29 protein-coding genes are annotated in these 26,365 nt (G+C 65.8%); 13 read left to right on the forward strand and 16 right to left on the reverse strand.

Going from position 1 to position 26,365, the window contains the following annotated elements:
- Complete coding sequence (locus B2585_RS15625; RefSeq protein ID WP_292024868.1) at nt 1–1,092, reverse strand: AI-2E family transporter; 1,092 nt, start codon at nt 1,090–1,092, stop codon at nt 1–3.
- A gap of 98 nt (nt 1,093–1,190) precedes the next feature.
- Between B2585_RS15625 and B2585_RS15630 the strand changes: the two genes are divergently transcribed.
- A complete protein-coding gene (locus B2585_RS15630) occupies nt 1,191–2,045 on the forward strand; it encodes an asparaginase domain-containing protein (RefSeq protein WP_292024869.1) in 855 nt (284 codons plus the stop codon).
- Nucleotides 2,046–2,194: 149 nt separating this feature from the next.
- Here B2585_RS15630 and B2585_RS15635 read toward each other — a convergent pair whose 3' ends face one another.
- Both B2585_RS15635 and B2585_RS15640 read right to left on the reverse strand, forming a co-directional pair.
- Nucleotides 2,195–2,698, reverse strand: a complete 504-nt coding sequence (locus tag B2585_RS15635) for a fasciclin domain-containing protein (RefSeq protein ID WP_292024870.1) — start codon at nt 2,696–2,698, stop codon at nt 2,195–2,197.
- A 108-nt stretch (nt 2,699–2,806) separates the two neighbouring features.
- Nucleotides 2,807–3,439, reverse strand: a complete 633-nt coding sequence (locus tag B2585_RS15640; protein WP_292024871.1) for an SAM-dependent methyltransferase — start codon at nt 3,437–3,439, stop codon at nt 2,807–2,809.
- Between the two features lie 104 nt (nt 3,440–3,543).
- Between B2585_RS15640 and B2585_RS15645 the strand changes: the two genes are divergently transcribed.
- A complete protein-coding gene (locus B2585_RS15645) occupies nt 3,544–3,969 on the forward strand; it encodes an RrF2 family transcriptional regulator (RefSeq protein WP_292024872.1) in 426 nt (141 codons plus the stop codon).
- Here B2585_RS15645 and B2585_RS15650 read toward each other — a convergent pair.
- The 8 genes from B2585_RS15650 to B2585_RS15685 all read right to left on the reverse strand — a co-directional run bounded on the left by B2585_RS15650 (nt 3,959) and on the right by B2585_RS15685 (nt 12,114).
- Nucleotides 3,959–4,855 carry an alpha/beta hydrolase gene (locus tag B2585_RS15650; RefSeq protein ID WP_292024873.1) on the reverse strand — a complete coding sequence of 299 codons (897 nt, stop codon included), beginning with the start codon at nt 4,853–4,855 and terminating at the stop codon, nt 3,959–3,961. The two genes, B2585_RS15645 and B2585_RS15650, sit on opposite strands and share 11 nt — an antisense overlap.
- A 58-nt stretch (nt 4,856–4,913) precedes the next feature.
- Nucleotides 4,914–5,132, reverse strand: a complete 219-nt coding sequence (locus B2585_RS15655; protein ID WP_292024874.1) for a formate dehydrogenase subunit delta — start codon at nt 5,130–5,132, stop codon at nt 4,914–4,916.
- Nucleotides 5,122–5,937, reverse strand: coding sequence for a formate dehydrogenase accessory sulfurtransferase FdhD (fdhD, locus tag B2585_RS15660; RefSeq protein WP_292024875.1), 816 nt, complete (start codon nt 5,935–5,937; stop codon nt 5,122–5,124). The genes B2585_RS15655 and fdhD overlap by 11 nt, the downstream gene beginning before the upstream one ends.
- A 2-nt stretch (nt 5,938–5,939) precedes the next feature.
- Entirely contained in the window at nt 5,940–8,855 is a 2,916-nt protein-coding gene (gene fdhF / locus B2585_RS15665) for a formate dehydrogenase subunit alpha (protein WP_292024876.1), read from the reverse strand.
- A gap of 4 nt (nt 8,856–8,859) precedes the next feature.
- The gene (locus B2585_RS15670; protein ID WP_292024877.1) at nt 8,860–9,069 is read right to left on the reverse strand and encodes a DUF4287 domain-containing protein; all 210 of its coding nucleotides are present in this window, start codon (nt 9,067–9,069) and stop codon (nt 8,860–8,862) included.
- Between the two features lie 100 nt (nt 9,070–9,169).
- Nucleotides 9,170–10,669, reverse strand: coding sequence for an NADH-ubiquinone oxidoreductase-F iron-sulfur binding region domain-containing protein (locus B2585_RS15675; RefSeq protein WP_292024879.1), 1,500 nt, complete (start codon nt 10,667–10,669; stop codon nt 9,170–9,172).
- A complete protein-coding gene (locus B2585_RS15680) occupies nt 10,666–11,148 on the reverse strand; it encodes a formate dehydrogenase subunit gamma (protein ID WP_292024880.1) in 483 nt (160 codons plus the stop codon). Before B2585_RS15680 ends, B2585_RS15675 begins: the two co-directional genes overlap by 4 nt.
- Before the next feature lie 84 nt (nt 11,149–11,232).
- The gene (locus B2585_RS15685) at nt 11,233–12,114 is read right to left on the reverse strand and encodes a LysR family transcriptional regulator (protein WP_292024881.1); all 882 of its coding nucleotides are present in this window, start codon (nt 12,112–12,114) and stop codon (nt 11,233–11,235) included.
- Nucleotides 12,115–12,261: 147 nt separating this feature from the next.
- Here B2585_RS15685 and B2585_RS15690 point away from each other — a divergent pair, with 147 nt between their 5' ends.
- Both B2585_RS15690 and B2585_RS15695 read left to right on the forward strand, forming a co-directional pair.
- On the forward strand, nt 12,262–13,188 hold the full coding sequence (locus tag B2585_RS15690) for a lipid A-modifier LpxR family protein (protein WP_292024882.1): 927 nt from the start codon (nt 12,262–12,264) through the stop codon (nt 13,186–13,188).
- A gap of 127 nt (nt 13,189–13,315) precedes the next feature.
- The gene (locus B2585_RS15695; protein ID WP_292024883.1) at nt 13,316–14,362 is read left to right on the forward strand and encodes a Hint domain-containing protein; all 1,047 of its coding nucleotides are present in this window, start codon (nt 13,316–13,318) and stop codon (nt 14,360–14,362) included.
- Nucleotides 14,363–14,368: 6 nt separating this feature from the next.
- Here B2585_RS15695 and rsgA read toward each other — a convergent pair whose 3' ends face one another.
- The gene (gene rsgA / locus B2585_RS15700; protein ID WP_292024884.1) at nt 14,369–15,436 is read right to left on the reverse strand and encodes a ribosome small subunit-dependent GTPase A; all 1,068 of its coding nucleotides are present in this window, start codon (nt 15,434–15,436) and stop codon (nt 14,369–14,371) included.
- A 477-nt stretch (nt 15,437–15,913) separates the two neighbouring features.
- Between rsgA and rpsD the strand changes: the two genes are divergently transcribed.
- On the forward strand, nt 15,914–16,534 hold the full coding sequence (gene rpsD, locus B2585_RS15705; protein ID WP_292024886.1) for a 30S ribosomal protein S4: 621 nt from the start codon (nt 15,914–15,916) through the stop codon (nt 16,532–16,534).
- 170 nt (nt 16,535–16,704) lie between these two features.
- Here rpsD and B2585_RS15710 read toward each other — a convergent pair whose 3' ends face one another.
- Nucleotides 16,705–17,475, reverse strand: coding sequence for a nuclear transport factor 2 family protein (locus B2585_RS15710; RefSeq protein ID WP_292024887.1), 771 nt, complete (start codon nt 17,473–17,475; stop codon nt 16,705–16,707).
- A 90-nt stretch (nt 17,476–17,565) separates the two neighbouring features.
- On the opposite strand from B2585_RS15710, the gene B2585_RS15715 reads away from it, so the two are divergent.
- The 4 genes from B2585_RS15715 to B2585_RS15730 all read left to right on the forward strand — a co-directional run bounded on the left by B2585_RS15715 (nt 17,566) and on the right by B2585_RS15730 (nt 20,779).
- Nucleotides 17,566–17,937 carry a winged helix-turn-helix transcriptional regulator gene (locus tag B2585_RS15715; protein ID WP_292024888.1) on the forward strand — a complete coding sequence of 124 codons (372 nt, stop codon included), beginning with the start codon at nt 17,566–17,568 and terminating at the stop codon, nt 17,935–17,937.
- A 194-nt stretch (nt 17,938–18,131) separates the two neighbouring features.
- Nucleotides 18,132–19,553, forward strand: coding sequence for a homospermidine synthase (locus tag B2585_RS15720; protein ID WP_292024889.1), 1,422 nt, complete (start codon nt 18,132–18,134; stop codon nt 19,551–19,553).
- Nucleotide 19,554: 1 nt separating this feature from the next.
- The gene (gene map, locus B2585_RS15725) at nt 19,555–20,304 is read left to right on the forward strand and encodes a type I methionyl aminopeptidase (protein ID WP_292024890.1); all 750 of its coding nucleotides are present in this window, start codon (nt 19,555–19,557) and stop codon (nt 20,302–20,304) included.
- 97 nt (nt 20,305–20,401) lie between these two features.
- Nucleotides 20,402–20,779, forward strand: coding sequence for a rhodanese-like domain-containing protein (locus B2585_RS15730; protein ID WP_292024891.1), 378 nt, complete (start codon nt 20,402–20,404; stop codon nt 20,777–20,779).
- Here the strand turns inward: B2585_RS15730 and B2585_RS15735 are convergent.
- Both B2585_RS15735 and B2585_RS15740 read right to left on the reverse strand, forming a co-directional pair.
- A complete protein-coding gene (locus tag B2585_RS15735; protein WP_292024893.1) occupies nt 20,728–21,537 on the reverse strand; it encodes a helix-turn-helix domain-containing protein in 810 nt (269 codons plus the stop codon). The genes B2585_RS15730 and B2585_RS15735 overlap by 52 nt on opposite strands.
- A gap of 17 nt (nt 21,538–21,554) precedes the next feature.
- Nucleotides 21,555–21,857 (reverse strand): putative quinol monooxygenase, encoded by a 303-nt coding sequence (locus tag B2585_RS15740; protein WP_292024894.1) that lies wholly within the window; start codon nt 21,855–21,857, stop codon nt 21,555–21,557.
- Nucleotides 21,858–22,064: 207 nt separating this feature from the next.
- Here B2585_RS15740 and hisC point away from each other — a divergent pair, with 207 nt between their 5' ends.
- The 4 genes from hisC to B2585_RS15760 all read left to right on the forward strand — a co-directional run bounded on the left by hisC (nt 22,065) and on the right by B2585_RS15760 (nt 26,160).
- The gene (gene hisC / locus B2585_RS15745; RefSeq protein ID WP_292024895.1) at nt 22,065–23,162 is read left to right on the forward strand and encodes a histidinol-phosphate transaminase; all 1,098 of its coding nucleotides are present in this window, start codon (nt 22,065–22,067) and stop codon (nt 23,160–23,162) included.
- The gene (locus B2585_RS15750; protein WP_292024896.1) at nt 23,152–24,078 is read left to right on the forward strand and encodes a prephenate/arogenate dehydrogenase family protein; all 927 of its coding nucleotides are present in this window, start codon (nt 23,152–23,154) and stop codon (nt 24,076–24,078) included. Before hisC ends, B2585_RS15750 begins: the two co-directional genes overlap by 11 nt.
- Nucleotides 24,075–24,968, forward strand: a complete 894-nt coding sequence (locus B2585_RS15755; RefSeq protein ID WP_292024898.1) for an extensin family protein — start codon at nt 24,075–24,077, stop codon at nt 24,966–24,968. The genes B2585_RS15750 and B2585_RS15755 overlap by 4 nt, the downstream gene beginning before the upstream one ends.
- A gap of 67 nt (nt 24,969–25,035) precedes the next feature.
- Nucleotides 25,036–26,160, forward strand: coding sequence for an aminotransferase class V-fold PLP-dependent enzyme (locus B2585_RS15760; protein WP_292024899.1), 1,125 nt, complete (start codon nt 25,036–25,038; stop codon nt 26,158–26,160).
- Here the strand turns inward: B2585_RS15760 and B2585_RS15765 are convergent.
- Entirely contained in the window at nt 26,157–26,357 is a 201-nt protein-coding gene (locus B2585_RS15765) for a hypothetical protein (protein ID WP_292024900.1), read from the reverse strand. The two genes, B2585_RS15760 and B2585_RS15765, sit on opposite strands and share 4 nt — an antisense overlap.
- Nucleotides 26,358–26,365 lie beyond the last annotated feature (8 nt).

Raw genomic sequence — 26,365 nt, forward strand, 5'->3', positions numbered from 1 at the left:
TCAGGTCTCGTCGTTCTGGTCCTGCGGGAGCAGCGCGCCCTCGGACAGCCCCTTGTAGAGCCGCCCCTCCTTGTACCGCTGGATGAGATAGCGGGTCACGACGCCAAGCGCAGCGGCGACCGGCACGGCGACCAGCATACCTACGAACCCGAACACGGTGCCGAAGGCCGACAGGGCGAAGATCAGCCAGACCGGGTGCAGGCCGACGGACGTGCCCACGAGGTTCGGGGTAAGAACGTTGCCTTCCACGAACTGCCCGACGAGGAAGATCGCCACCACGCCGCCCAGAAGCCACCACTCCCCCCAGAACTGGAACAGGCCCAGCCCGATGGCCAGCGCCCCGCCGACCAGCGCGCCGACATAGGGAATGAAGGTCAGAAGCCCCGCGACCGCCCCCACGATCAGGCCGAATTGCAGCCCGATCAGCATGAGCGCGACGGCATAGAAAGTGCCGAGGATCAGGCAGACTGTCCCTTGCCCCCGGATGAATCCGGCCAGCGTCCGGTCGATCTGGCTCGCAAGATGACGGATGACCGGCGCATGGTCACGCGGCAAGAGGTCGTCTATCGCCGCCACCATCCGGTCCCAGTCCCACAGGAGATAAAAGGTCACGACAGGCACGATCACCACGAGCAGCGCGACGTTCACGATCCCCATCGCCGAGTTCAGAAGCGCGTCGATCAGCTGCCCGCCGCGTTCCTGCAAGGTGGAGCCGAGGCTGTCCAGCGACTGACGCAGCACGCTGTCCTGATCCACCACATCCGGGAATCGTTCGATCAGGAAGTCACGGATGTTCTGCGCGATCTGCGGTGCGACGTTCACCAGCTGTCCGGCCTGATTGATGAGCGATGGCACGACGAGCAGGATCAGAAGAACGAAGACGATGATCGCGAGGACCGAGATCGTCGCGGTCGCCCAGATCCGCTTGAAGCCCCACGTCTCCAGCTTGTCTGCAATGGGGTCGAGGAAATAGGCGATGGCCCCGCCGATCAGGAACGGCATGATCACATCGCCCAGAAACCACAGCACGACGAAGAACACGACGGCGGCGAGAGCCCAGTATTTGAATTGCGTGCCGACCGGCAATGCCATGCAGTCCCCCTTGGTCGCCGACAGTCTTGGCGGGTTTGGGGCAGAGGATCAAGCACCCGCGGCTTGATGCGCCTCCGACCGGCGGTCATACCGGGGGCATGGAGATCGTCCTGATCCACACCGGGGGCACCATTGGCATGGTCCCGTCGCCCGACGGCCTCGTGCCCGAGACAGGCCGCGTCGAACGCGCGGTGGCGACCCTCATGCCGACCGGCGCGCAGCTAACAACCCATGTCTTCGACCCGTTACTGGACAGCGCGGACGTAGGGCCCGCCGACTGGAACCGGATGCTCGACCTGATCGACGCGCACCCGAAGGCGTCCATCCTCGTCACCCACGGCACCGATACGATGTCCTTCACCGGTGCGGCCTTGGCACAGGCGCTGGCGGGGCGCGACGTGCGCGTGATGCTTTGCGGCGCGATGGCGCCTCTGGGCGCGGGGGAGGGGGCGCGGGCCAATCTCACCCTCGCGGTGGCCACGCTGCTGGCACCCGGCTGGACCGGCGTGAAATGCGCCTTCGCGCAGCGGATCATGGAGGCGGGCGGACTCATCAAGCACGATACGCGCGGCGACGATGCGTTCCGCGCCGTCGCTCAGGACCCGGCCGACCCGCCCGCGCGCACTCGGTTCGACCCGGACCGCCGCCTCGCCATGCTGGCCCTCACGCCGGGACTGCCTGCCAAAGCCCTGCGCGGCGCGCTCGCCGCCCTCGACGGGGCGGTCCTGCGGGTGTTCGGCTCCGGTACGATCATGCACGACCCGGCGATCCACGCGGCTCTGGCCGACGCCATCGCCTCCGGCACGCGCATCCGTGCGGTAAGCCAGTGCGAGGCAGGGGGCCTTGCCCCCGGTCATTACGCGGCAGGCCAGCCGCTCTGGTCGGCCGGCGTGGAAAACGGCGGGCGCGAAACACCCGAGGCCGCGCTCATTCGACTGTGGTTGAACCCCTGAAAATAAAAAGGTGCGGATCTCCGGGAAGAGATCCGCACCGTGCCGGGGTTAGGGGGCCCCGGCTGGGACAGTCATGGGACACCTACATTACGCGTGGGGGGCGATGTTGGTTCCCATGATTGCGAAAAAAGTTTTCCGCTTTGCCGTGATCAGCAGGACGCGCCCATCTCGCCGGGCATGACGACCGTGTCGATCACATGGATGACGCCGTTGTCGGCATCGATGTCCGCGCTCACAACCGTGGCTTCGCCGCCGGCGCCGTCGGCCAGCGTGACGCCGCCATCCGACGCGGTGACACAGATCGTGGCGCCATTGACGGTCTCGACCGCCGTGGTGCCCATCGCGATGTCGCCGGACATGATCTCACCCGCAACGACGTGATAGAGCAGGATCGAGGACAGCGTGTCCTTCATGTCGGGCTCGAGCAGCCCTTCCACGGTGCCCTCGGGCAGCGCAGCGAAAGCGGCATTGGTCGGGGCGAAGACGGTGAACGGGCCTTCGCTGCCCAGCGTTTCGACGAGGCCGGCGGCATCGGCGGCGGCCACGAGGGTCGAGAAGTCGTCATTTCCCGCCGCGATTTCGGCGATGGTTTCGGCCTGGGCCGTACCGGCGGTCATCAGGGCGAGGGCAGCAGCAGTAGCAAGGGTCTTCATGACAGGTAACCTCCATGTATGTCTGTCGTCCGTATGCATTCCATTACGAGGGGTCAGGACGGCAGGATCATGGGGATAACGGCCCTGTCAGGCGACGTGATGAATACGTCATTTCATCCGTTCGAGAATGACATGGCTGTCGGCCGCGATGTCGCGCTGGCCTTCCGGCCCGGTCACCTCGCGCTTGGACAGGCCCACCTCGATGTCGCGCCAGTCCTGCCCCGCCCGCGCGACGGCGGCCCGGTCCTCTTCCGGCGTCGGAAAGGCCGGGTGGTCATGGCTCTCAGGCTGGCGCCAACTGGGTGCCGTGTTGTGACCTGCGACGATCAGAAGCCCGCCCGGAGCCGTTGCCCGGGCGGCGAGTTCCAGCACGCGGGCGCGGTCGAACGCCATCGGGCTGTGAAAGAAGACAACGGAGACGAGGTCGAAGGAGCCGGTTGGGAAGCTCTCCGGCATGGTGTGGCGTTCGAACGTGACCCGGTCCGCAAGGCCCGCCGCCTCCGCGCGACCTTGTGCGATGTCCAACGCGGTCTGCGAGACGTCCACGCCGGTCACGCGCCATCCCAAGCCTGCCAGCCACAAGGCATCGTCACCCCGCGCACAGCCGATGTCGAGCGCGCGGCCTGGTGACCGGCCGTCGGAATGACGTTTCAGAACACCTGTGGGGTCGCCATTCGTCGGCGTGGTCATGGTGGCGTATCTGTTTTCCCAGAACGTCCTGAGGTCTTGCGTGTCGGGCATCTTCGTCTCCTTCATATCATGTAACATCATATGTATCATGAATTGCCGGAGTCAATATCATGTAACCTCTTTTGTTTCGTAAGGTCCGCGATTAGATTGAGGCCATGCGCACAGACAACCGCCTCTCCCGCGTCCTCCACGCGCTCCTCCACCTTCAGGATCTGGACGGCCCGGCCACGTCCGAGCAGATCGGAATGATGCTGAACACCAACGCCGCCGTCGTGCGCCGCACGATGGGCGGGCTGCGTGAGGCCGGGTTCGTGGCCTCGGTCAAAGGGCACGGTGGCGGCTGGACGCTGGCCCGGCCGCTCGACCAGATCACGCTCCTCGCGCTTTATGACGCGCTGGGCGAGCCGTCCCTCTTCGCCGTCGGTCGGTCGGAGGATGCGCCGGGCTGCCAGTTGGAACAGGCGGCCAACGCCGCGCTCAGTTCCGCGCTCGACGCTGCCCGCGCCCGGTTCCGGCAGGAGCTGTCAGAGGTGACGGTGGCCGATCTGCGTGACCGGACAGCACCGGGTTTCAGCGTTTGAACGCATCCGCCAACGCGGCCTTCATCCGCGCCACATACGCGCGAGAGACCGCCGCGTCCTTGCGCACCTGAGCGAAGCCGTGAAACCCGCCTGGCACGTCGTGGAACGTGACGGGCACACCGGCCGCAGAGAGCCTGTCGGCATAGTCGCGCGCCTCGGCGTGAAACAGATCCCGTGTGCCGACCCCGACCCAGGCGGCGGGCAATCCGGCCGGGTCTTCGATCCGCGACGGCGAGGCGGTTTCAGGCACCGGCCCGCGCACGTCCTGCAGGTATCCGTCCCAGGCCCATGTGTTGATCTCCGGCGTCCACAGGCGCAGCGTCTCCGGGTCCGGCGCGGCGGCGCGGCGCGTGGCCTCGTCCAGCATGGGCTCATGGAGAAGCTGAAACCGGATCGCCGGCCCGCCCCGCTCCCGCGCAAGGATCGTAAGCGCCGCCGCCAGACCGCCCCCCGCGCTGTCCCCTCCGACTGCGATGCGCGTCGGGTCCACGCCCGGCTGCGCCGCGAGCCATTGGAGCGCAGCATAAACGTCCTCCAGACCGGCAGGGTAGGGGTCTTCGGGCGCCAAACGATAGAACGGACAGGCGACGACCGCGCCCAGCTCCCGCGCCACGTCGCGGGCAAAGGGCTTCTCGATCAGCGGATGACCGAAGATCAGCCCGCCCCCGTGTATCCACAATATCGCAGGATGCGGCCCTGCAGCCTCGGGGCGAAACACCCAGATCTTCTGGCCCGTTGCGCTGACGGCCTTCTCCACCCCGCGCCCGCTAAGCCATCCGCCCAGCTTCATCAGGAACCTCAGTGGGCCAAGGCTACGCGGCGAGACAGCCTGCCGCTGGATGCGGTCGGTCTTGCCGAAATCGGGATGAAAAACGGGTTCAGTCATCGAGCGGCTCCGATCAGGGTCGCTCAACCCTCGCCCACGTCGGGGGAACGCGCAACGCTTACTGCGCCGGTTCGCGCACCTCTTTCGTCGCCTCGATCAATAGCGGCGACAAGCCCTCTCCGCCCGCCGCCACATAGTCGAGCAACTGGCGGCGCATCCGGGGCTCCCAGAAGTCGTTGATGTGATCGGCAACCCGCGACGCTTGATCCTCGCCCGGCTGGGTCATGAAGAAGGTGGCGATCTGGTTGGCCATCGTGACCATTTTCTCAGGCGACATCGGAAGCTCCCGTCTGGATGCGGTGCGGGTGGGAATAGAGGTCGAAACTTTCGCCACGCACGAAAGCGGCGAGCGTGATCTGCGCGGCGTCGGCAAGGCGCAGGGCATGGGCGGTGGGGGCCGAGGCCGCGACGATCACCGCGCATCCGGCCTGCGCCGTCTTCTGCACCATCTCGACCGACACGCGGCTGGTGATGACCATCGCGCCACTGGCCGGGTCGATCCCCGCCCGCGCCAGCGCCCCGATCAGCTTGTCGAGCGCGTTGTGCCGCCCCACATCCTCGCGCGCCATGACGATCCCTTCGCCGGGCACCATGAAGCCCGCTGCGTGAACCGCACGGGTCAGGTCGTGCAACGGCTGGTGCGCGCGTAACTCATCGGTCGCCCGCGCGACCTCATCGCGGGAAAACCGCGGGTCGGCATCCACAGCAGGCAGCGCCGGCAGCGCACCCTCAAGCGAGTCGATCCCGCACAATCCGCAGCCCACCGGTCCCATCAGGGCGCGCTGCCGGGCGCGCAATTGTTCCGATCGGTCATCGCGCAGCAGAAACCGCGCCTCGATCCCGGCGTCGAACTGGATGATCTCGAACGTCTCGACGTCCTCGGGCCGGTCGATCACCCGCTCGGTCAGTGCGAACCCATAGGCGAAGTCCTCAAGATCGGCGGGCGAGGCCATCATCACGGCCAGCGTCGTCCCGTCGAACGAGATCGCCACCGGCGTCTCCTCCGGCAAGGTCCGGGTCACCGTCCGCGCCCCGGAGGACGAGACGGCCAGCCCGGGCCGGGATTTCGCCGCGTCCGTCATGCTCACTCCGCCGCCGGAAGGATCCGCCGCGACTGCTCGGCCTGCGCGTTGTAGCGCTCCTGCCAGTCGGTCGGCCCGTTGGAGGGGCTGACCTGCACCGCCGTCACCTTGTATTCCGGGCAGTTCGTCGCCCAGTCGGAAAAGTCCGTGGTGATGACGTTGGCCTGCGTGTCCGGGTGGTGGAAGGTCGTATAGACCACGCCGGTCGACACCCGGTCGGTCAGCGTCGCGCGCAGCGCCGTCTCGCCCGAGCGCGAGGCCAGCTTGACGAAGTCGCCCTCCTTCACGCCGCGCACTTCGGCGTCGTGGGGATGGATCTCCAGCACGTCCTCTTCATGCCATGTCGAGTTCGCCGTTCGCCGTGTCTGCGCGCCAACGTTGTATTGGCTCAGGATACGTCCGGTGGTCAGCAGCAGCGGGAACCGCGGCCCGGTCTTCTCGTCCGTCGCCACGTATTCCGTGATCATGAACCGGCCCTTGCCGCGCTTGAACTCGTCGACATGCATCAGCGGCGTGCCCTCGGGCGCGTCGTCGTTGCACGGCCACTGGATCGATCCCAGTTCGTTGATCCGCTCATAGGTCACGCCCGCGAAGGTCGGCGTGGTCGCCGCGATCTCGGCCATGATCTCCCGCGGGTGGGCATACTCCCAATCCGCGCCCATCGCCTGTGCGAGCAACTGCGTCACCTCCCAGTCAGCATAGCCCGCCTTGGGTGCCATCACGCGGCGCACCATGTTGATGCGGCGCTCGGCATTGGTGAAGGTGCCGTCCTTTTCAAGGAAGGACGACCCCGGCAGGAACACATGCGCGTAGTTCGCCGTCTCGTTCAGGAAAAGGTCGTGAACGATCACGCATTCCATTGCGGCAAGACCTGCAGCGACGTGTTTCGTATCCGGGTCCGATTGCAGGATGTCCTCACCCTGACAGTAAAGTCCCTTGAAGGTGCCATCCACGGCGGCGTCCAGCATGTTCGGGATACGCAGGCCCGGCTCAGGGTCGATGGTCACGCCCCAGGCGGCCTCGAACGTCTTGCGCACCTCGGGCAGCTTCACATGGCGATAGCCCGGAAGCTCATGCGGGAACGACCCCATGTCGCAGGACCCCTGCACGTTGTTCTGACCGCGCAGCGGGTTCACGCCCACGCCGGGCCGCCCGATGTTGCCGGTCAGCATGGCGAGGTTCGCGATCCCCATGACGGTGGTGGACCCTTGGCTGTGCTCGGTCACGCCGAGGCCATAGTAGATCGCGCCATTGCCACCACGGGCAAAGGTGCGGGCGGCGGCGCGCAGCGTCTCGGCGGGCACACCCGTCAGCATCTCGGTGGCCTCGGGCGAATGGCGCTCCTGACTCACGAAATCCGCGTATTCGAGGAACTCGTTCCAGTCGCAGCGCTCGCGGATGAAATCCTCATCCATGAGACCCTCGGTCACGATCACATGGCTCAGCGCGGTCACCACGGCCACGTTGGTGCCGGGGCGCAGGGGCAAGTGATGCGCGGCTTCGACATGCGCGGATTTGACAAGGTCGATCCGGCGCGGGTCGATCACGATCAACTCGGCCCCGGCGCGCAGGCGCTTTTTCAGCCGCGAGGCGAACACCGGGTGCCCATCGGTCGGGTTCGCCCCGATCACGATCACCACGTTGGTCTGCTCGACCGAGTCGAAATCCTGCGTCCCGGCCGAGGTGCCGAAGGTCTGACCCAGACCATAGCCGGTGGGCGAGTGGCACACGCGCGCACAGGTGTCAGTGTTGTTGTTCATGAACACGCCGCGCGCGAGCTTCTGGACGAGGTAAGTTTCCTCATTCGTGCAACGTGAAGAGGTGATGACCCCCACCGAACGCCGCCCGTAATCTTTTTGCAATGATTTCAGACGTTTCGCGGCGAAACCTATGGCCTCGTCCCATGACACCTCCTGCCACGGGTCGTCGATGGACTCCCGGATCATCGGGCTCAGGATGCGATCCTTGTGCTCGGCATAGCCATAGGCAAAGCGGCCCTTGACGCAGGAATGGCCCCGGTTCGCCTTGCCGTTCTTGTAAGGCACCATGCGGACAAGCTGATCGCCGTTCATCTCGGCCTTGAACGAACAGCCCACACCGCAATAGGCGCAGGTGGTGACGACCGACCGGGTCGGCGTTCCCAGTTCGGCCACGCTTTTCTCTTGCAACGTCGCGGTCGGGCAGGCCTGCACGCAGGCCCCGCAAGACACGCAATCGGACGTCAGGAAGTCGTCCACCGCACCTCCTGCCGACACGCGGCTTTCGAATCCGCGCCCCTCGATGGTCAGCGCAAAGGTGCCCTGCACCTCTTCACAGGCCCGCACGCAGCGCGAACAGACGATGCACTTTGACGGATCATAGGTGAAATACGGGTTCGACTCGTCCTTGGGGATATAGCGGAAATTGCCGTCGCCCTCGCGCCGTTTGGCATCCGCCATGCTCAGCGCGCCGGTCCCCGTCGGGTCGAAATGGTTCTCGCCTGGCTCGTAACGCACGTCGCGCAGACCCACGGCCCCCGCCATGTCCTGCAACTCGCAGTCGCCGTTCGCCGAACAGGTCAGACAGTCGAGCGGGTGGTCAGAGATATAAAGCTCCATCACCCCCTTGCGGATCTTCTGCACCTTCGCGGACTGGGTGCGCACCACCATCCCCTCGACCACAGGTGTCGTGCAGGAGGCGGGCGTGCCGCGCCGCCCCTCGATCTCGACCACGCAGAGGCGGCAAGAACCGAAGGCCTCGACGCTATCCGTTGCACAAAGCTTGGGCACGGTGATTCCGGCCTCGTAAGCCGCGCGCATGACGCTGGTGCCCTCGGGCACGGTCACGGCGGCGCCGTCCACGGTCAGCGTCACGGGCGCGCCGGTCTTGGCGGGCGTGCCCATATCGGCGTCGTTCCAGGGAATGATGAAGTCCTTCATGGTCTCATCCTTTCTGCGTTGACAGCGCATGCGCCACGATGGCGTTCGCGTGCCCATGTCCAAGACCGTGCTCGGCTTTGAGCCAGCTCACGATCTCCATATGTTTCATACCGGCCTTGCCCGCCACCAGCCCGAGCCAGTGGTCGATCGGCTGTCCGTATTTCGCCTCGATCGACGGGAAATAGGATGCGGGGCCCTTCACGCTCTCGCTCATGCGCCGCGCCCCCGTCTGTCCGGTTCGGAAATATCCCGGGGGGTGTTGGGGGCAGCGCCCCCCACCCGGTCGGATTTCGCGCAGACGAAATTCGAAACCTTCATTCCGCCGCCTCCTTCGACCGGGCGAAATCGTCCGGGAACAGCGTGAGGGCGGACATGACGGGGTAGGGGGTGAAGCCCCCCAACGCGCAAAGCGACCCGTCTGTCATGGTCTCGCACAGATCGGTGAGCAGCTCCTTGGCGCTCTCGTCGCCCGCCGCGATCCGGTCGATGGTCTCGACGCCGCGCACCGCGCCGATCCGGCAGGGGGTGCACTTGCCACAGCTTTCGACCGCGCAGAATTCCATCGCGAAGCGCGCCATGCCCAGCATGTCGGCTGTGTCGTCGAACACGGTAAGCCCCGCGTGACCGATCAGGCCACCGGCACCGTCGAATTCCTCATACCCAAAGGGCGTGTCAAACTGGCCCGGCGCGAAATAGGCGCCCAGCGGTCCGCCGACCTGCACCGCTTTCACCGGCCGGCCCGAACGGGTGCCGCCCGCGATGTCATTCACGATCTCACCCAGCGGCAGGCCAAAGGCGATCTCGTAGAGCCCGCCGTGTTTCACGTTTCCCGCGATCTGGAGCGGGATGGTCCCCTTCGACCGGCCCAGCCCGAAATCGGCATAATGCGCGGCACCCTTCTCGAAGATAACCGGAATGGTGGCGAGCGAGATGACGTTGTTCACCACCGTCGGCTTGCCCAGGAACCCCTCGAGCGCGGGCAGCGGCGGCTTGGCGCGGACCACGCCGCGCTTGCCTTCGAGACTGTTCAACAGCGAGGTTTCCTCGCCACAGACATAAGCCCCGGCGCCCACGCGGATTTCCATGTCGAACGCCGGACCCTTAGCCAGCAGGCTCGCCCCCAGCACGCCATGTGCGCGGGCCACCTTGACCGCCTCGTTCATGATGCGGATCGCGTCCGGGTATTCCGACCGCAGGTAGACATAGCCCTTGGTCGCACCGACCCCGACGCCTGCGATGGCCATCCCTTCGATCAGGCTGAACGGGTCGCCCTCCATGATCATCCGGTCGGCGAAAGTGCCCGAGTCGCCCTCGTCGGCGTTGCAGACGATGTATTTCTGGTCCGCACTCGCCTTGGCCACCGTCTCCCACTTGATGCCGGTGGGAAAGCCCGCGCCGCCGCGTCCGCGCAGACCGCTCGCCTTGGCTTCCTCGACAACGCCAAGGCCCTCCATCCCGAGCGCACGCTCAAGTCCGACAAGGCCCCCGTGCGCGCGGTAGGCGTTCAGATCGAGCGGATCGATCACGCCGCAGCGCTGAAACGTCAGACGGGTCTGGTTCGCAAAGAACGGAATTTCTTCGGTGGGGCCGTGGCCAGCAAGCGTGCCGTCGATCAGCGCCGGTACGTCATCGACCGTTACCGGACCGAACGCATGGCGCACGCCGTTGATCTCGACTTCGGCCAGCGGCTCGAGCCACGTCATCCCGCGCGAGCCAACGCGGATCAGCTCGACGTCATGTTTGGCGAGCTCTGCGGCGACATCGTCAGCACCGAGCGCGCGGGCCACCGCATCTTGAGACAGGTAAATCTTCATGCGCCCGCCTCCGCGATCACTTTTTCGAGCTTGGCCACGTCCAGCGCGCCCACGACCTTGTCGTCGATCATCGCGGCGGGGCCGTTGGCGCAGAGGCCAAGGCAATAGACAGGTTCGATCGTGACCGCGCCGTTCGGCGTCGTACCGTGCCAGCCGGTGCCCAGCTTGGCCAGCACCGCATCCGCCAGCCTGTTCGCGCCAAGCGCCTGACAGGCTTCGGCGCGGCAAATCTTCACGATGTGGCGGCCGGCGGGCAACGTACGGAAATCATGGTAGAAACTGATGACGCCATGCACCTCGGCCCGCCCGATGTTGAGCGTGTCGGCGATGGGCTGCACCGCGTCCTCGGGGACGTGATCGAACGCCTCCATCATGCCGTGGAGAATCGGCAGGAGCGGACCTTCGAGATGGGTGTGGGCGTCGATCACTTCCTGAATCGCCGCGAGATCGGGCGCGGATGCTGGCGTGCTGGCTTGCATGGGTCCTCCAAAACTGGCGGAGCCATTGCACGGAAGCTGTGGGTTTTCAATATCGCGGTTCCGTTAACCGATAGGAAATTTCTATCAAACGGACAGTGCGTGCGCCTCGTCCAACAGTGCCTGGAGCACGGGGGTCTGCGGCTCCTGATGCGGCGCGACCAGCCCGACGCTCGGCCCCGGGCGGTCGGAGCGGATGGGAACCACCGCTGCCCCCCGGCCCGTTGCGAGCGACGCGGCCATGTCGCCCGGCAGGACCGTGGACCAGCCGCCCTGTTCCACATGGCTCACCAGCACGACGGTGGAGTTCGACTCCATGCGCACGTTGGGCGTCTGCCCGGCCTCCATGAAAGCGCGGTTGATGATCCGGCGGTTTTGCATGTCCGGGGTGAGCAGGCAGAGCATCCGCTCGCCGATATCCGTCCAGCCGATCTGGTCCAGCCCGGCCGCCGGATCGTCCGGCGCGCAGACCAGCGCGTAATCCTCGCGGTAGAGTTCCTGCACCTGCACGCGCCCCAACGGCTCGTTGTCGAGATAGCTCAGGCCCACGTCCGCTTCGAGGTTTTCCAGCATGTCGAGGATCTGGATCGAGGTGCGCGACAGGATCGTGAAGGTCACGTTGGGATGGGCGGCCGAGAACCGCGCGGACAGGCGCGAGGCCCAGGTGAGCGCTGTGGGGATCACGGCGAGGCGCAGGTGGCCGGTAAGGCCCTCCCGCGAAAACCGCATCTCGTCGCGCAGCCGCCGCGCGTCGCCCACGATCTGACGGGCCCAGTCGAGCGCGCGCGCCCCTTCGGGCGTCAGCCCGCCGAACCGCGAGCCGCGCTGCACCAGCTTCACCCCCAGTTCGGCCTCAAGCTGCTTGATCCCGGCAGACAGCGTGGGCTGCGTGATGCCGAGGGTCTCGGCGGCGCGGCCGAAGTGGCGTTCGTTGGCGAGCGCGATGAACATTTCCAGCTTGTTGAGCATATCGGAAAAGTATCATCAGCCGGGCGGGTTTCCATAGAAAACGTCGATCCTGCGTTGCAATCGGGACTATCCGTCCCGAAAAACAATTGAGCCGAATCGGCCCGCCGCCTGTATTCTGCCTATTCGTCCTTCAACCGGGAGCCTCCTATGTCGTCCTTCGCCCTGCGCCTTTGCGCCGCGCTCTGCCTCGCGCTCGCTGCTGTTCCGGCCCAGGCGCAGGTTGGCGGCTGGTCCTATCTCGGATGGGCGAACGTCACGACGAACGACTCCACCGGAGACGGGCAGGACCGGTGGCAGAGCTTCTCGACCACCACGTCCTTTCTGTTCGGACCCGAGGGCACGACGGACCTGCCAACCGGCTTCGGCACGCTCCTCGAGGCCCGGATCGGCACGCAGATCGTGACCCCCGCCAACACGCGCACGCCGGCCCCCGGCGACCGGCCCGCAGCGGGCGCGATCCGGGCAGGACTGTTCACGCACTTCGCGCGGGGCGGATGGGACCTGTCGCTTGGTGCGGGTGTCGAGGCGGTTGGCCCCGCGACCCGGATCCTCGCGATTCAGGACCGGTTCCACCGCACGCTTGGCTTCGACCGGCTCGCGCCGGGCGTGATCGCGGGGCAGGTGGGCAACCGCCTGCGCCCGATGGGCCATGCCGAGGCGGCCTATAACATCGTGATCGACGAGGCGGTGACTTTTCGACCCTTCGCCAGCGCACATGTGGGCCTTGAAAGCTACGCCCGCGTGGGCTTTGACCTGCTCGTCGGGCCGGGGTTCCGCAACGGGGTGATCGCCCGCGACTATGTCAGTGGACAGCCCTACCAGGTGCTCAAGCGGGTGAACGAGCCGGGGATCTCGGTCCTGTTCGGCGCGGACGTGGCGCGGGTCTTTTCGTCGAGCTTCCTGCCATCGCCCGGCTACACGCTTACCCCGGTACGCGCACGTCTGAGGGGCGGCGTGCTGCTGGAAGAGCGGAACTTCAGCCTGTTCTACGGCGCGACCTATCTCACCCCCGAATTCACCGCGCAGCCCGGCGGTCAGCTGGTGGGAACGATGCAGTTTCGCATCAGCTTCTAATCCTTTTGATGTAGTGATCGGAAATTAACGTACAAAACGGTTAACACCCGTTTCCTGTCGTGATACGATTTTATCATTACAAATCGGCCCGCTTAGAGGCCGTGTACGAGTAGAGGCAGGAACAGTTATGAAGACGGGCATTATCGGCTCGTTCGTCATTTCCTGGTCCCAAACCGAAGTTGACGGTCTCGCGGATGCTCCGCGTGGCTCCTTGGGTGTGGGTGCAAGCTGGCGGTGGTCCGGCACGGCATTGCGGGTGGATGGCCCGCAGGACGTGATCCGGCTCGACCTTGGCGAGCAGGAGGCGGACATTCGCAGACGCGCGGCGCGCAAGGTGCGCCGCCTGACGGGGTCTTCCCCGGCACATCCGAAAACGAACAAGGACGAGGACAGCCTGTTTGACATGGGCTTCACCGTGACGGACGGGTTTCGCAGTTATCCGGTGACCATGATGAACGGTGTCGAGGGGCGCGGCACGCTCCTGATGTTTTCCGACGGGCTTCCGCCGAGCGACCGCGACCTCTGGGTCGTGCAGGCGCAGATAGAGGCCGCCGTCATGAACCGGCTGACCGATCAGCCGACCGGCGTGATCTGCTTCACCCCGGGTACACGCATTCGCACCGCCGACGGCGATATCGCCGTCGAGGAGATCCGCGAGGGCACGCGCATCCAGACCAAGGACAACGGGCTTCAGGACGTGCTGTGGATCGGAGAGAAGCGTGTCTCGGGCGCGCGGCTCTATGCCATGCCGGAATTGCGGCCCGTCCGTGTGCGCCAGGGCGCGCTGGGCGACGAGCGCCCGGATGGCGACCTGATCGTCTCGCCCGCGCATCGGATGCTTCTCAAGGGGGCTCGGGCGCAGGCGCTGTTCGGCACGAACGAGGTGCTGGTCGCCGCGCGTGACCTGATCGACGACCGGCGCGTGACGCGTGATCGCTCGGTGACCTCCGTCACCTACATCCACCTGCTGCTTGACCGGCACGAGGTGGTCTTTGCCAACGGGCTGGAGACCGAGAGCTTCCTGCCCGAGGGCGAGGCGCTGGACGCGGTGGAGGACGTGCAGCGCGAGCAACTGCTTGGCGCGATGCCATCGCTCGCACAAGGGGCTGACGCCTATTCCGCCCCGGCCCGCCGTCTGCTGACGCAGGCCGAAGCGGCGATCATGGGGGCCTGACCCGCCTCAGCGCCGGTTCGGCTTTTCCCGTGTGACGCGCTTGACGTGTTTGGCGAAGCCTTTTTCGCGGGCGCGTTTCTGCGCGACGGTGGCCGTGTTGTGGGCCTCCTCGGCGGCCAGCTTGCGAAAACGGGTGAGGCGGACCGGGTCCAGTTCGCCCGCGGCGATGGCCGCCTGGACGGCACAGTCCGGTTCGCCCTCATGGGCGCAGTTGCGGAATTTGCAGCGGGTGGCGAGGTCTTCGATATCGTCGAAAAGCTCAGACAGCCCGGCGGCGACGTCCGTCAGCTGAAGCTCGCGCATCCCCGGCGTGTCGAGTACGGCGGGGCCGGTGTCGGTGAGGTAAAGCTGGCGGTGGCGGGTCGTGTGGCGGCCCTTGGCGTCATCCTCCCGCACGCCTTGCGTGTCGAGTTCGGTATCCGCGAGCGCGTTGGTCAGCGTCGATTTCCCCACACCCGACGAGCCGAGGAAGGCCACGGTGCGCCCGGGTTTGGCCCATTGCGCCAGCGCCGTGCGCGGTGCCTCGCCCCGCGCGTCGAGCGCGATGACCGGCACGCGGGAGGAGATCGCCTGTGCCTGCGTCACGAAATCCTGCGGATCGGCGGCCAGATCGGCCTTGGTCAACAGGATCACCGGATCGACCTCGGCCTCGAAGGCCAGAGCGACATAGCGTTCCAGCCGCGCCACGTTGAAGTCGGCGTTGCAGGAAGAGACGATGAACACCGTGTCGATATTGGCGGCGATGAGCTGCACTTTCGCCTCGCGCCCGGCAGCACGGCGGCGGATCACGCTTTTTCGTTCGAGCAGGACGGAGTCCGCCGGGTGGTCGGCGTCGTAGAGGAGCCAGTCGCCCACGGTCACCGCCTCGTCCGGTGGAAGCTCCGCCTCGATCCCGTCGCCGGTTACACGCAGGCCGCTGCGATGAACGGCGGTGACGCGGACCGGAGGGGTGGCGGTGAGGGTATCGGCGTCGATCTGGGCCGCGAAGAACGGCTGCCAGCCGAGCCGGGCGAGCGCGGAGGGCGCGGTAGCAGGCGTGGCGGAGGGGAAAAGCTGGGAATAGTCCCGTGTCATGGGTGCGTCTTTCGATTTGTCAGTCGTGAGGGGTGTGGCGCAACGAAACCTGTCCGCCGAACGGGGCGGTCCATTCCTGGTCCTCGTTGCCGTGGGAGGCCCGTGCCTCCCTGTCGCATCACGTCATAAACGCTCCATGATTGTGCGGTGATGATAGCTGCATGGGCGCGCAAGTAAAGCCGGGGCGGGCTTATCCGCTGCCTGGGCCGTTGACTCCCCGCCCCACACCGCTATAAGCCCGCCATCTGGCCCCCGCGTGGGGCCGGTTTTCATTGGTGTTGGTGGCCCTCGCAAGAGGCAGCCTGTCAACCCGGGCAGCCGGTTCGCCGGTCCGGGGAGAGGACAACGCCCTTTAAAACGGCACGAGGCCCCCCGGCCACCGCGCCCCACGGTCGAAACCGCTTCGCGATCTCGACCCGAACAGTGGGCACCGGTTTTCGGATCAGGTCGAAATGCCACCCATAAAGGAGATCAGCCGTGACCAAACGCACGTCTGCCAAGTACAAGATCGACCGCCGCATGGGCGAAAACATCTGGGGCCGTCCGAAATCCCCGGTGAACCGCCGCGAATACGGCCCCGGCCAGCACGGCCAGCGCCGCAAGGGCAAGATGTCCGACTTCGGCCTTCAGCTTCGCGCCAAGCAGAAGCTCAAGGGCTACTACGGCGACATGACCGAAAAGCAGTTCCGCCGCATCTTCGCCGAGGCCGAGCGTCTCAAGGGCGACACCGGTGAGCTTCTCATCGGCCTGCTCGAGCGCCGCCTCGACGCCGTGGTCTACCGCGCGAAATTCGTGCCGACCATCTTTGCCGCCCGTCAGTTCGTGAACCACGCCCATGTGCTCGTTAACGGCCAGCGCGTGAACATCCCGTCCTACCGCGTGAAGGAAGGCGACGTGATCGAGGTCCGCGAGAAGTCCAAGCAGATGGCGCTGGTTCTTGAAGCCAGCCAGCTGCCGGAGCGCGACGTGCCCGATTACCTCGACGTTGACCATTCCAAGATGAAGGCGACCTTCGTGCGCACGCCCGGCCTGTCCGACGTGCCGTACCCGGTCCACATGGAACCGAACCTCGTCATCGAATTCTACGCTCAGAACTGATCTGGGCCGACACGATTACGGAAAGGGCCGCCCGGCTGGGCGGCCCTTTTTCGTTTGGCGCAGGGAGCGGGGTGTGCTGCGTTGCGGTTGAGGATCGGCTGGGCGGGACAAGATCCCTGAGAAAGCCGACGCGTTGCATCCCCCGTCGTCAGACAAAGGATGCATCGAAATCAGAATTTGCCGTTATCGTGCGGCATCTCGGCCGGTATCTCGGAAACGGTGTCCCAATGCTCGACGATCTTGCCATCATCCACGCGGAACAGGTCGAAAAACGCGGTCGGAGTCTCGCCGATTGCCCCCTCCGACACGGCGAAGACGAAATTTCCTTCCGCGACCACGAAGTGAGTCTCCGAATAGGTCATCGGCTGTCCCGCTTCAGCCATCGCGGCAAGCGCGGCGCCTAGTCCATCGAGTCCATCGCCGACCATCGGGTTGTGCTGCATATAGAGGCCCGGCGAGATGTAGTCCGTGATCCGCTCCGGGTTCGCGCCATGCAGCACGTCCTCGATGAACCCCGAAACCAAAGCCTTGTTCTCCGCCGTCAACGCAGGATCGACCACTTCGGTCGGCCCGTCCGTCATGGAACGGCCCGATACGGTTTCGGCGGGCGGCTCCTGAAGATTGTCCCAGTGCTCGACGACCTGGCCGTCTTCGACACGGAACACGTCGAAAGCGACGAGGGTCTGGGCCCCGAGTGCCTGAGCGTTGTGGTAGGTGTTATGCAGGACAACGATGTTGTCTTCGGTGACGACACGATGAGTCGTCAGTTCGATCCCGCTTTCCTCGAGCACCGGGATGAAGCCCAGGATCGGGTCGGCTCCCGTCGGCACGGCGACGTTGTGCTGGACGTAGTCTGGTGCAAGCAGGTCACTTGCGGCCTCTACATCGTATTCAGTGAAGATTGCTGCGACTGCGGCGAGGACCAGTTCTTGAGCGGTCATGTGATGATTCCTTCAACCATTGCTTCATGAAGGATCAGTTGGTATCAAATTCGGACTAGGTATCAATTACGCACTAATTGGGAACCAGGTATGCTCAAGGTAACCGCCCTTACCAAAGCCGACGTGGATGGCTGCCCGGTCCGGCAGGTCCTTTCGAAGGTCACGGGCAAATGGCAGGTGTTGATCGTGCTGTCTCTGGAAGACGGGACACTTCGCTTCGGCGAGCTGAAGCGCACCATCGGAGATATCACGCAGCGTGTCCTGACGGAGAACCTGCGAAGCCTCGAACGCGACGGGTATGTCACGAGGAGCGTCGATCCAGGCCCGCCCATCGCCGTCCGCTACACGCTGACCGACATGGGTCACGAGCTCTTGCCGCTCTTGAAGGCGCTGACCGGATGGGCCGCGGAGCGGCATGCCGATGTCAAACGAGCGCGCAATGAGTTTGACAGCAGGGATTGAGGCTTTGCCGCAGACGGTCCTGCAACCGCACCATCGGTCAACCAGGGCTCGATCCGGGTATTCGCTTCAAAGATGACGCCGGGCAATTGCCGACCCCGGTTCCGCCGGCCGTTTGCCCCCTGACGCGCCGACCCTTCCCCTATTGGCGCGCATTTGCGATACGGGGCCCCGACCCGGACCAAAGGAGCGTGCCCATGTCCCATCCCGTCTACGCGACGATTGACGGCCCCGTCATCATGATCGGCTTCGGCTCTATCGGGCAGGGAACGCTGCCGCTGATCGAACGGCATTTCCAGTTCGACGCGGACAAGCTCACGATCATCGAGCCGGCGGAGGTCAACGGCGCGGCGGCCAAGGCGACGGGGTACGCGCATATGGCCGAAACGCTGACGCCCGACACTTACCGCGACGTGTTGGGCGGGTTGTTCGAGGACGGCAAGGGGTTCGTGGTGAACCTGTCGGTCGACACCTCGTCGCTCGACCTGATGAAATTTTGCCGCGAACATGGCGTGCTCTACATCGACACAGTGGTCGAACCCTGGGCCGGGTTCTACTTCGCCACCGAGGACAACGCGGCGCGCACGAACTATGCGCTGCGCCAGAAGGTTCGGGACGAGAAGGCGGCCAATCCGGGCGGGACCACCGCCGTGTCCTGCTGTGGCGCGAACCCCGGCATGGTGAGCTGGTTCGTGAAGGCCGCGCTTCTGCGGCTGGCGGATGACTTCGGCGCCGAGGCGGATCCGCAGACACGCGGCGAATGGGCTGCCCTCATGCAGACACTGGGGGTCAAGGGCGTTCATATCGCGGAGCGCGACACGCAGGTGCGCCATGAGCCGCGCCAGCCGGGGCATTTCGTCAACACATGGTCGGTCGAGGGCTTCATCGCCGAAGGCTTCCAGCCTGCCGAGCTTGGCTGGGGCAGCTTCGAGCCTTGGTTCCCGCCGAACGGCCACCGGCAGAAGACCGGCTGCAAATCCGCGATCTGGCTGGAGCAGCCGGGCGCGAACACCCGCATCCGCACATGGTGCCCGACGCCGGGGCCGCAGTTTGGCTTTCTCGTCACGCATAACGAAGCGGTGTCCATTGCCGATTATTACACCGTGGGCGAGGGGGACGACCCGGCGTTCCGCCCGACGGTCCACTATGCCTATCACCCCTGCGACGATGCGGTGCTCAGCTTGCACGAAATGTTCGGCTCGGGGCAGGTGCAGGAGGTGCATCACATCCTCGACGTGGATGAGATCGTGGACGGGATCGACGAGCTGGGCGTGCTGCTCTACGGCCACGCGAAGAATGCCATGTGGTTCGGCTCGCGCCTGTCGAACGACGAGACCAAGACCCTTGCGCCGATGCAGAACGCGACGGGGCTTCAGGTAACTTCGGCGGTGCTCGCAGGGATGGTCTGGGCGCTGGAGAACCCCGAGGCCGGGATCGTTGAGACGGACGAAATGGATCATCGCCGCTGTCTCGAGGTGCAGATGCCCTACCTTGGCCCGGTCGAGGCGCATTACACGGATTGGACGCCGCTGACCGATCGGCAGAGCCAATTCCCGGAAGAACTTGTCGAAAACGAACCTTGGGCCTTCGCCAACGTCCTGGAACGCATGGGCGCCTGACATGACGATCACGCAGCAGGACGAACTCGAAGGGCTGAAAGAGATCGGCGCGATCTGTGCCCGCACGATGCGCGCGATGGCCGCCGCGCTCGAGCCGGGGATGACCACCCGCGAACTGGACGAGATCGGGCGCGCGATCCTCGACCGTCACGGCGCCGTTTCGGCCCCCCAGTCGGTCTATGACTTTCCCGGCGCGACCTGCATCAGCGTGAACGAGGAAATCGCCCACGGCATCCCCGGCGACCGTGTGATCGCGGTGGGCGATCTGGTGAACATCGACGTCTCGGCCTCTAAGAACGGGTTCTTCGCGGACACTGGCGCCACCTATCAGGTCGCGCCGAAATCGCGCGACATGGAACGGCTGATGAAGGACGGCCACCGCGCCATGCAGATCGGCATCGCACAGGTGTCCGAGGGCAAGCCCATCGCCGGGATCGGCAAGGCCATCGGCAAGTTCGCCTCGGACCGCGGGTATACACTGATCCGCAATCTGGCGAGCCATGGGGTCGGGCGTTCGCTTCATGAATACCCCGAAGAAGTCGCCACATGGCCCAAGCGCGGCGACCGCCGCCGGATCGACAACGGCCTCGTCCTGACGGTCGAGCCGTTCCTTTCGCGCGGTGGCCACTGGGCCGAACAGGGCCACGACGGCTGGACGCTTTACAGTGAACCGGCTGCGCCCTGCGTGCAGTACGAACATACGATCGTCGCGACCAGGCGCGGAGCCGTGGTCGTCACGTTGCCGCACTGAACCGGCGACCGCACAACACATTCAAAAATTTGATTGGGTCTTTTTCTGAGGCGCGCCGGTGCCTAGATGCGTTCAAACGCATACACAGGAGCGCAAAATGAAAACCGAAGAGATCAACGGCAAGACACTCGAAACCTGGACGCCCGAGGAAGTCGCGCAGGGGCTGAAGGACGAGACCATCGTTCTGATAGACGTGCGCACACCGGCGGAGTTCATGTTCGAGAGTATCGAAGACGCGCTTCTCGCGCCCATGAGCCACATCTCGAAAAAGGCGTTGCCGGCCGGACTGGGTAAGCACGTCGTGCTCTATTGCGGCTCCGGCATGCGCTCGCGCAAGGCTGCCGAAATCTGCCTGTCCAAGAAATTCGAGAAGATGGCCCATCTCGACGGCGGTTTTGCCAACTGGAAGCAGTCGGGCCAGCCCTATCTGGGCACCGACATGTCCACGGGCGCCCCGACGGTCAAGACCGGCTGAGTTGCGCCCGCGCAAGAGGCCCGGAAGGCGGTGGGGGTCAGTCCCGTCACATCCTTGAACGCGGCGTTGAAGGCCGATAGCGCGTTGTAGCCGACGGCGAAGGCGACCTCGGTGACGCCGGGGCCGGCTACTGCCAGCATCTCGGCGGCGCGGATGATCCTCAGGCGGCGCAGAGCCATGCGCCACGTCATCCCGAGTTCCGCGTCGAACCGGCGGGCGAGCGTGCGTGGGGTCAGGCCGACCGCTGCGGCAATTGCGTCGAAGCGCGGTGTGCCGGCCATGTCCGCCTCCGACAGCTCCAGCGCGCGGGCCACGGCATCGGTCCGGGCGACCGGCATCTGCATCGCTGTCGGGGTCGCGGCGAGCCGCCATGTTTCCGACTGGAGCGCGGCGAAGAGCGTCGCCGCATGGTTGGGCAGGGGTGCTGCGTCATCCCCCCAGCCTGCACAGGCGCACACCAGTTCGCGCGCGAGCGGTGACATTTCGAACACCGAAAGCGGGTCGGGCGGGGCCGGGTAATGCGCCGGGTCGAACAGGGCCGAACAGGCAGTGAGCGGCCGGGCCAGCGTGACGCGGATCGGTTCATCCGCGGCGATGAGCGCCGCCCGCGCCGGTGGGAGGGTCCAGGCCCGGCCACCGGCGACCAACCGCATGGTGCCAGAGGTCGCATAGAGCAGGTAATGCCGGGGCATCCGGAACACCTGTTCGGGCGCGGCCGGGTATTCGCCGGTATGACAGAAGGCGGGGCGCTGGCTCATCGCTCGATGCTAGCGGTTCAGGCGACCTCTTCAATCATTTCGGCCCGGAACCGGCGCGACGAGGGCGGGCCGGTCATGATCGGGCGCAGCGCCTCGCCCGAACGGGCGAAGGCGGTGGAGGCGAGATAGGTCGCGAGGGCCGCTTCATCCTCCCATTCGTGAACGATGCTGACGCGGCCGGGCAGGGCGGGGTCGGCATAGGGTGCGAAGTGACGGCAGCCGGGCAGGGCGCGGACCTCTCCGACCTCCATCTCGAGCACGGCGAGCGCGTGGGTCCGCTCCGCCGGATCGACGTCGAAATCGACATGCACGATCATCATGGTGTGTCTCCGTTATGGTGGTGGTGTGATCTGGACAGAGTGCCGCGCGGGCGGCCGTCCGTCCTCCGCCGGTCCGACAAAAAACCCCGCCGAACGGACAATGTGGCATCGTGGTTTCAGGCACTTGCGCCCCCCCGATGGTTACGGTTTGTTCTAGCCCTGTGGCCCCATGACCGTTAAGACGGGGGCTCAACTCCGGGGATGAAAATGACCAAATTGCCCAAGCCGCAGCCCGGCATCATGGACATCAGGCTTTACGAGTCCGGCGCCTCCAAAGTGGATGGCATCGATAACGTCGTGAAGCTCAGCTCGAACGAGAACCCGCTCGGCCCGTCCGAGAAGGCGACCGAGGCCTATGTGCGCGCGGGCCATTCCCTGAACCGGTATCCGAACACGGACCATCAGTCCCTGCGCTTCGCCATCGGCGAGGTCCACGGGCTCGACCCCGAGCGGATCATCTGCGGCGTCGGGTCGGACGAGATCATCAACTTCATCTGTCAGGCCTATGCTGGCCCGCGTGACGAGGTGATCTACACCGAGCATGGATTTTCCATGTACAAGATCTCGGCCCGGGCCGCGGGCGCGACTCCCGTCGAGGTGCCCGAGCGCGAGCGCGTGGTGGACGTGGACGCGATCCTGCGGGCCGTGACCGGCAAGACCAAGGTGGTGTTTATCGCGAACCCGGCCAATCCGACCGGCACGATGGTCGGGCAGAAGGAGCTCGCGCGCCTGGCGCGTGAACTGCCGGGCAATGTCGTGCTGGTGCTGGACGGCGCCTATGCCGAATATGTCGAGGGCTTCGATGGCGGTGCCTCGCTTGTCGACAGGCACCCGAACGTCGTGATGACGCGGACGTTCTCGAAAATCTACGGTCTGGGCGGCCTGCGCATCGGCTGGGGCTATGCCCAGCGGGAGGTTGTCGACGTGCTCAACCGCATCCGCGGCCCCTTCAACCTCTCCACCACGCAGCTCGCCGTGGCCGAGGCCGCCGTGCGCGACCGGGCGCATGTCGAAAAGTGTCGTACGGAGAACGCCCGCCTGCGCGCCTGGATGGCCGAGGCGTTGGCGGAGCATGGCGTGCCCTCGGACACCTCCTGCGCCAACTTCGTGCTGGCGCGATTCACCGATGAGAACGAAGCCGAGGCGGTGGACAATTACCTCAAGGCCAACGGGATCATCGTGCGTCGGGTGTCGGGCTACAAGCTGCCCCACTGCCTGCGGATCACGGTGGGGGACGAGCCGTCCTGCCGCCGGGTCGCGCACCTGATCGGCGCTTTCAAAGGGAGCGTTGCCGATGCCGGATGACGCGCCGCTCTACGACCGTGTCGCGCTGATCGGCCTCGGCCTCATCGCGGGGTCGATGGCGCATGCGATGCGGCGCGGCGGGCTCGTGGGCGAGATCGTGGGAACCGCGCGCTCGCCCGAGACGCGCGACGTGGCCCGTGAGATCGGTCTGGTGGATCGCGTGGTCGACACCCCGGCGGAAGCGGTCGCGGGGGCCGACCTCGTCGTGCTCTGCGTCCCCGTTGGCGTGATGGGCGCGGTGGCCGAAGAGATCGCCCCCCACCTTGCCCCCGGCGCGACGGTGAGCGACGTCGGCTCGGTCAAACGCGCGGTGATCGACGCGGTGGGGCCGTATGTCCCGGAGGGCGTGCATTTTGTCCCGGCCCACCCGCTCGCCGGCACCGAGCATTCCGGCCCGCGCTCCGGTTTCGCTGCGCTCTTCGACAACCGCTTCACGCTGATCGTGCCCGCCGAAGGATCGGACCGGGACGCCGTCGACCGGCTCGCGGCGCTCTGGCGCGGCATGGGGGCCTATACGGAAGAGATGGACGCGGATCACCACGACCTTGTCCTCGCCGTCACGTCCCACACCCCGCACCTCATTGCCTATACGATGGTGGGCGTGGCCGACGACCTGCGCCGCGTGACGGACAGCGAGGTCATCAAGTATTCCGCCGCAGGTTTTCGCGATTTCACCCGTATCGCGGCCTCGGACCCGACCATGTGGCGCGACGTATTCCTCACGAACAAGGATGCGACGCTGGAAATCCTCGGCCGCTTCACGGAAGAACTTTTCGCACTTCAGAGGGCCATCCGCACCGGGGATGGGGACCTTTTGTTTGACTATTTCACACATACGCGGGCGATCCGGCGGGGCATCATCGAGGCCGGGCAGGACACCGACGCGCCGGACTTCGGGCGGGTGAAGACCGAATGAGGGCGGCGGTCGCGATAGGCACGGGGCTCATCGCGGCGCTCTTCGCCACGACGCTGGCCGCCGAGGCACCGACCCGCTCGCTCATTCCCAAGCCACGTCCCGGCGGGCAGGCCGCGCAGCAGGCTCCGGCGGTGGTGAACGACCCCATCGCGAACCTCGTGAACAACATCCTGAAGCCACGCCCGCGCCCCGGTGCGAATACGCAGGTGCAGCAGATGACGGCGGCGGGGACCGGGAGCTACACGCGGCTCGCCGTCGCCCGATCACTCGTCCCGAAACCCAGGCCCCAGAACCTCGTGCGGCGCAATACCGTCCAGCGCACCGGGATGGCGCAGTCAGGCGACGACGCGCGGCGCGTCACCCGCGCAGGGTCAGTCTGCGGAAGGCCCGAGATCAAGGGCGTGAAGCTTCAGTCCATCCCCGGGCGGGTCAACGGCTGCGGCGTGTCCGAGCCGGTCAAGGTGACATCGGTCTCTGGCGTGGCGCTGAGCCAGCCCATCACCGTGGATTGCCAGACGGCGGTCGTCTTCAATGCCTGGGTGGGTCAGGCGCTTGTCCCGCTGACCAAGCGTCTGGGCGGAGGCGTGCAGGAAGTCACGATCTTCGCGAGCTACGCCTGCCGGACCCGCAACAATCAGCGCGGCGCAAAGATCAGCGAGCATGGGCGGGGCCACGCGGTCGACGTGGGGGGCTTCACGCTGGCCAACGGCGTTGAGCTGACAGTGCTGGACCACTGGAACGACCCGCAGCACGGGTCGCTGATGCAGCAACTCCACCGGGTGGCCTGTGGTCCCTTCGGGACGGTGCTGGGCCCCAAATCGGACCGGTTCCACAAGAACCACTTTCATTTCGATACAGCGCGCTACCGCTCCGGGTCTTACTGCCGCTGAAAAACCGCTCGCATTCCGGCCGTGAAACCCGCTATTTCCCGGGAGAACCCGAACAACGGAGGCCCCCATGGCGCTGCGCAACGACATCGATCCCGACGGCTTGCTTGAATTCTCGGTCGTCTTCACCGACCGCTCGCTCAACCACATGTCCGGCGCGTTCCAGCAGGTGATGCGCGACATCTCGGCGGGGCTGTGCGAGGTCTACAAGGCCGACGCGGTGGCCGTTGTTCCAGGCGGTGGCACCTACGCGATGGAGGCGGTCGCGCGCCAGTTCGCCACCGGCAAGCGCGCGATGGTGATCCGCAACGGCTTCTTCTCCTACCGCTGGAGCCAGATCTTCGAGATGGGGACGATCCCCGGCGAAGAGACCGTGATGATGGCCCGGCGCACCGGCAACGACCCGCAGGCACCCTTTGCCCCCTGTCCGCTGGACGAGGTTGTCGCGAAGATCGCCGAGGAAAAGCCGGACGTCGTTTTCGCTCCGCATGTCGAAACCTCGTCGGGCATCATCCTGCCGGACGACTACATCCGCGCCGTGACCGACGCGGTCCATGAGGCCGGCGGGCTTTTCGTACTCGACTGCATCGCCTCGGGCACGATCTGGGCGGATATGAAGGCGCTGGGCGTCGACGTTCTGATCTCGGCCCCGCAGAAGGGCTGGTCGGCCCAGCCCTCCGCCGGGCTGGTGATGATGAGCGAGGCGGCGCTTGAGGCCGCGAAAGCCGCCAAGTCCACGAGCTTCGCCATCGACCTTGGAAAATGGATCGCAATCATGGAGGCCTATACCAACGGCGGTCATGCCTATCACGCGACGATGCCGACGGATGCCCTGCGGGCCTTCCGCGATGCGATGCATGAGACCCGCGACTACGGGCTTGAGAAGGTGAAAGAGGCGCAGTGGGAACAAGGACGGCGGGTGCGCGCGGCACTGGCGGAACGGGGCTTCAAATCCGTCGCGGCACCGGGCTTCGAGGCGCCGGGCGTGGTCGTGGTCTACACCGACAATCCCGAGTTCCAGACCGGCAAGGCGTTCATGGGCGAAGGCGTGCAGATCGCCGCGGGCGTCCCGCTGATGGTGGGCGAGGGCGACGACTACAAGAGTTTCCGTCTTGGCCTCTTCGGCCTCGACAAGCTCTATGACGTCGATGCCTCGGTCGCCCGGCTTGAAGCTGCGCTGGACGCGGTCGTCTAGCGTCGCGCGCCGCGCAGCAGGTATCCGGCGACGAAGGCCAGAACAAGCTCGGTAACGAAGACGACGCCGGACATGCCGGCAAGCACGATGCCGATCATGGCGAAAACGACGACGAGCGAGGCGAGCAGCAGGCCGATCTGAGCCTGTTGCTCCTGTGGCACGGCGGCGGCTTTTGACTTGTGATCCTGTTGGTTCATTGGGGCTC

It is taken from the genome of Maritimibacter sp. UBA3975 (assembly GCF_002384975.1).
In the GTDB taxonomy this organism is placed as follows: domain Bacteria; phylum Pseudomonadota; class Alphaproteobacteria; order Rhodobacterales; family Rhodobacteraceae; genus Maritimibacter.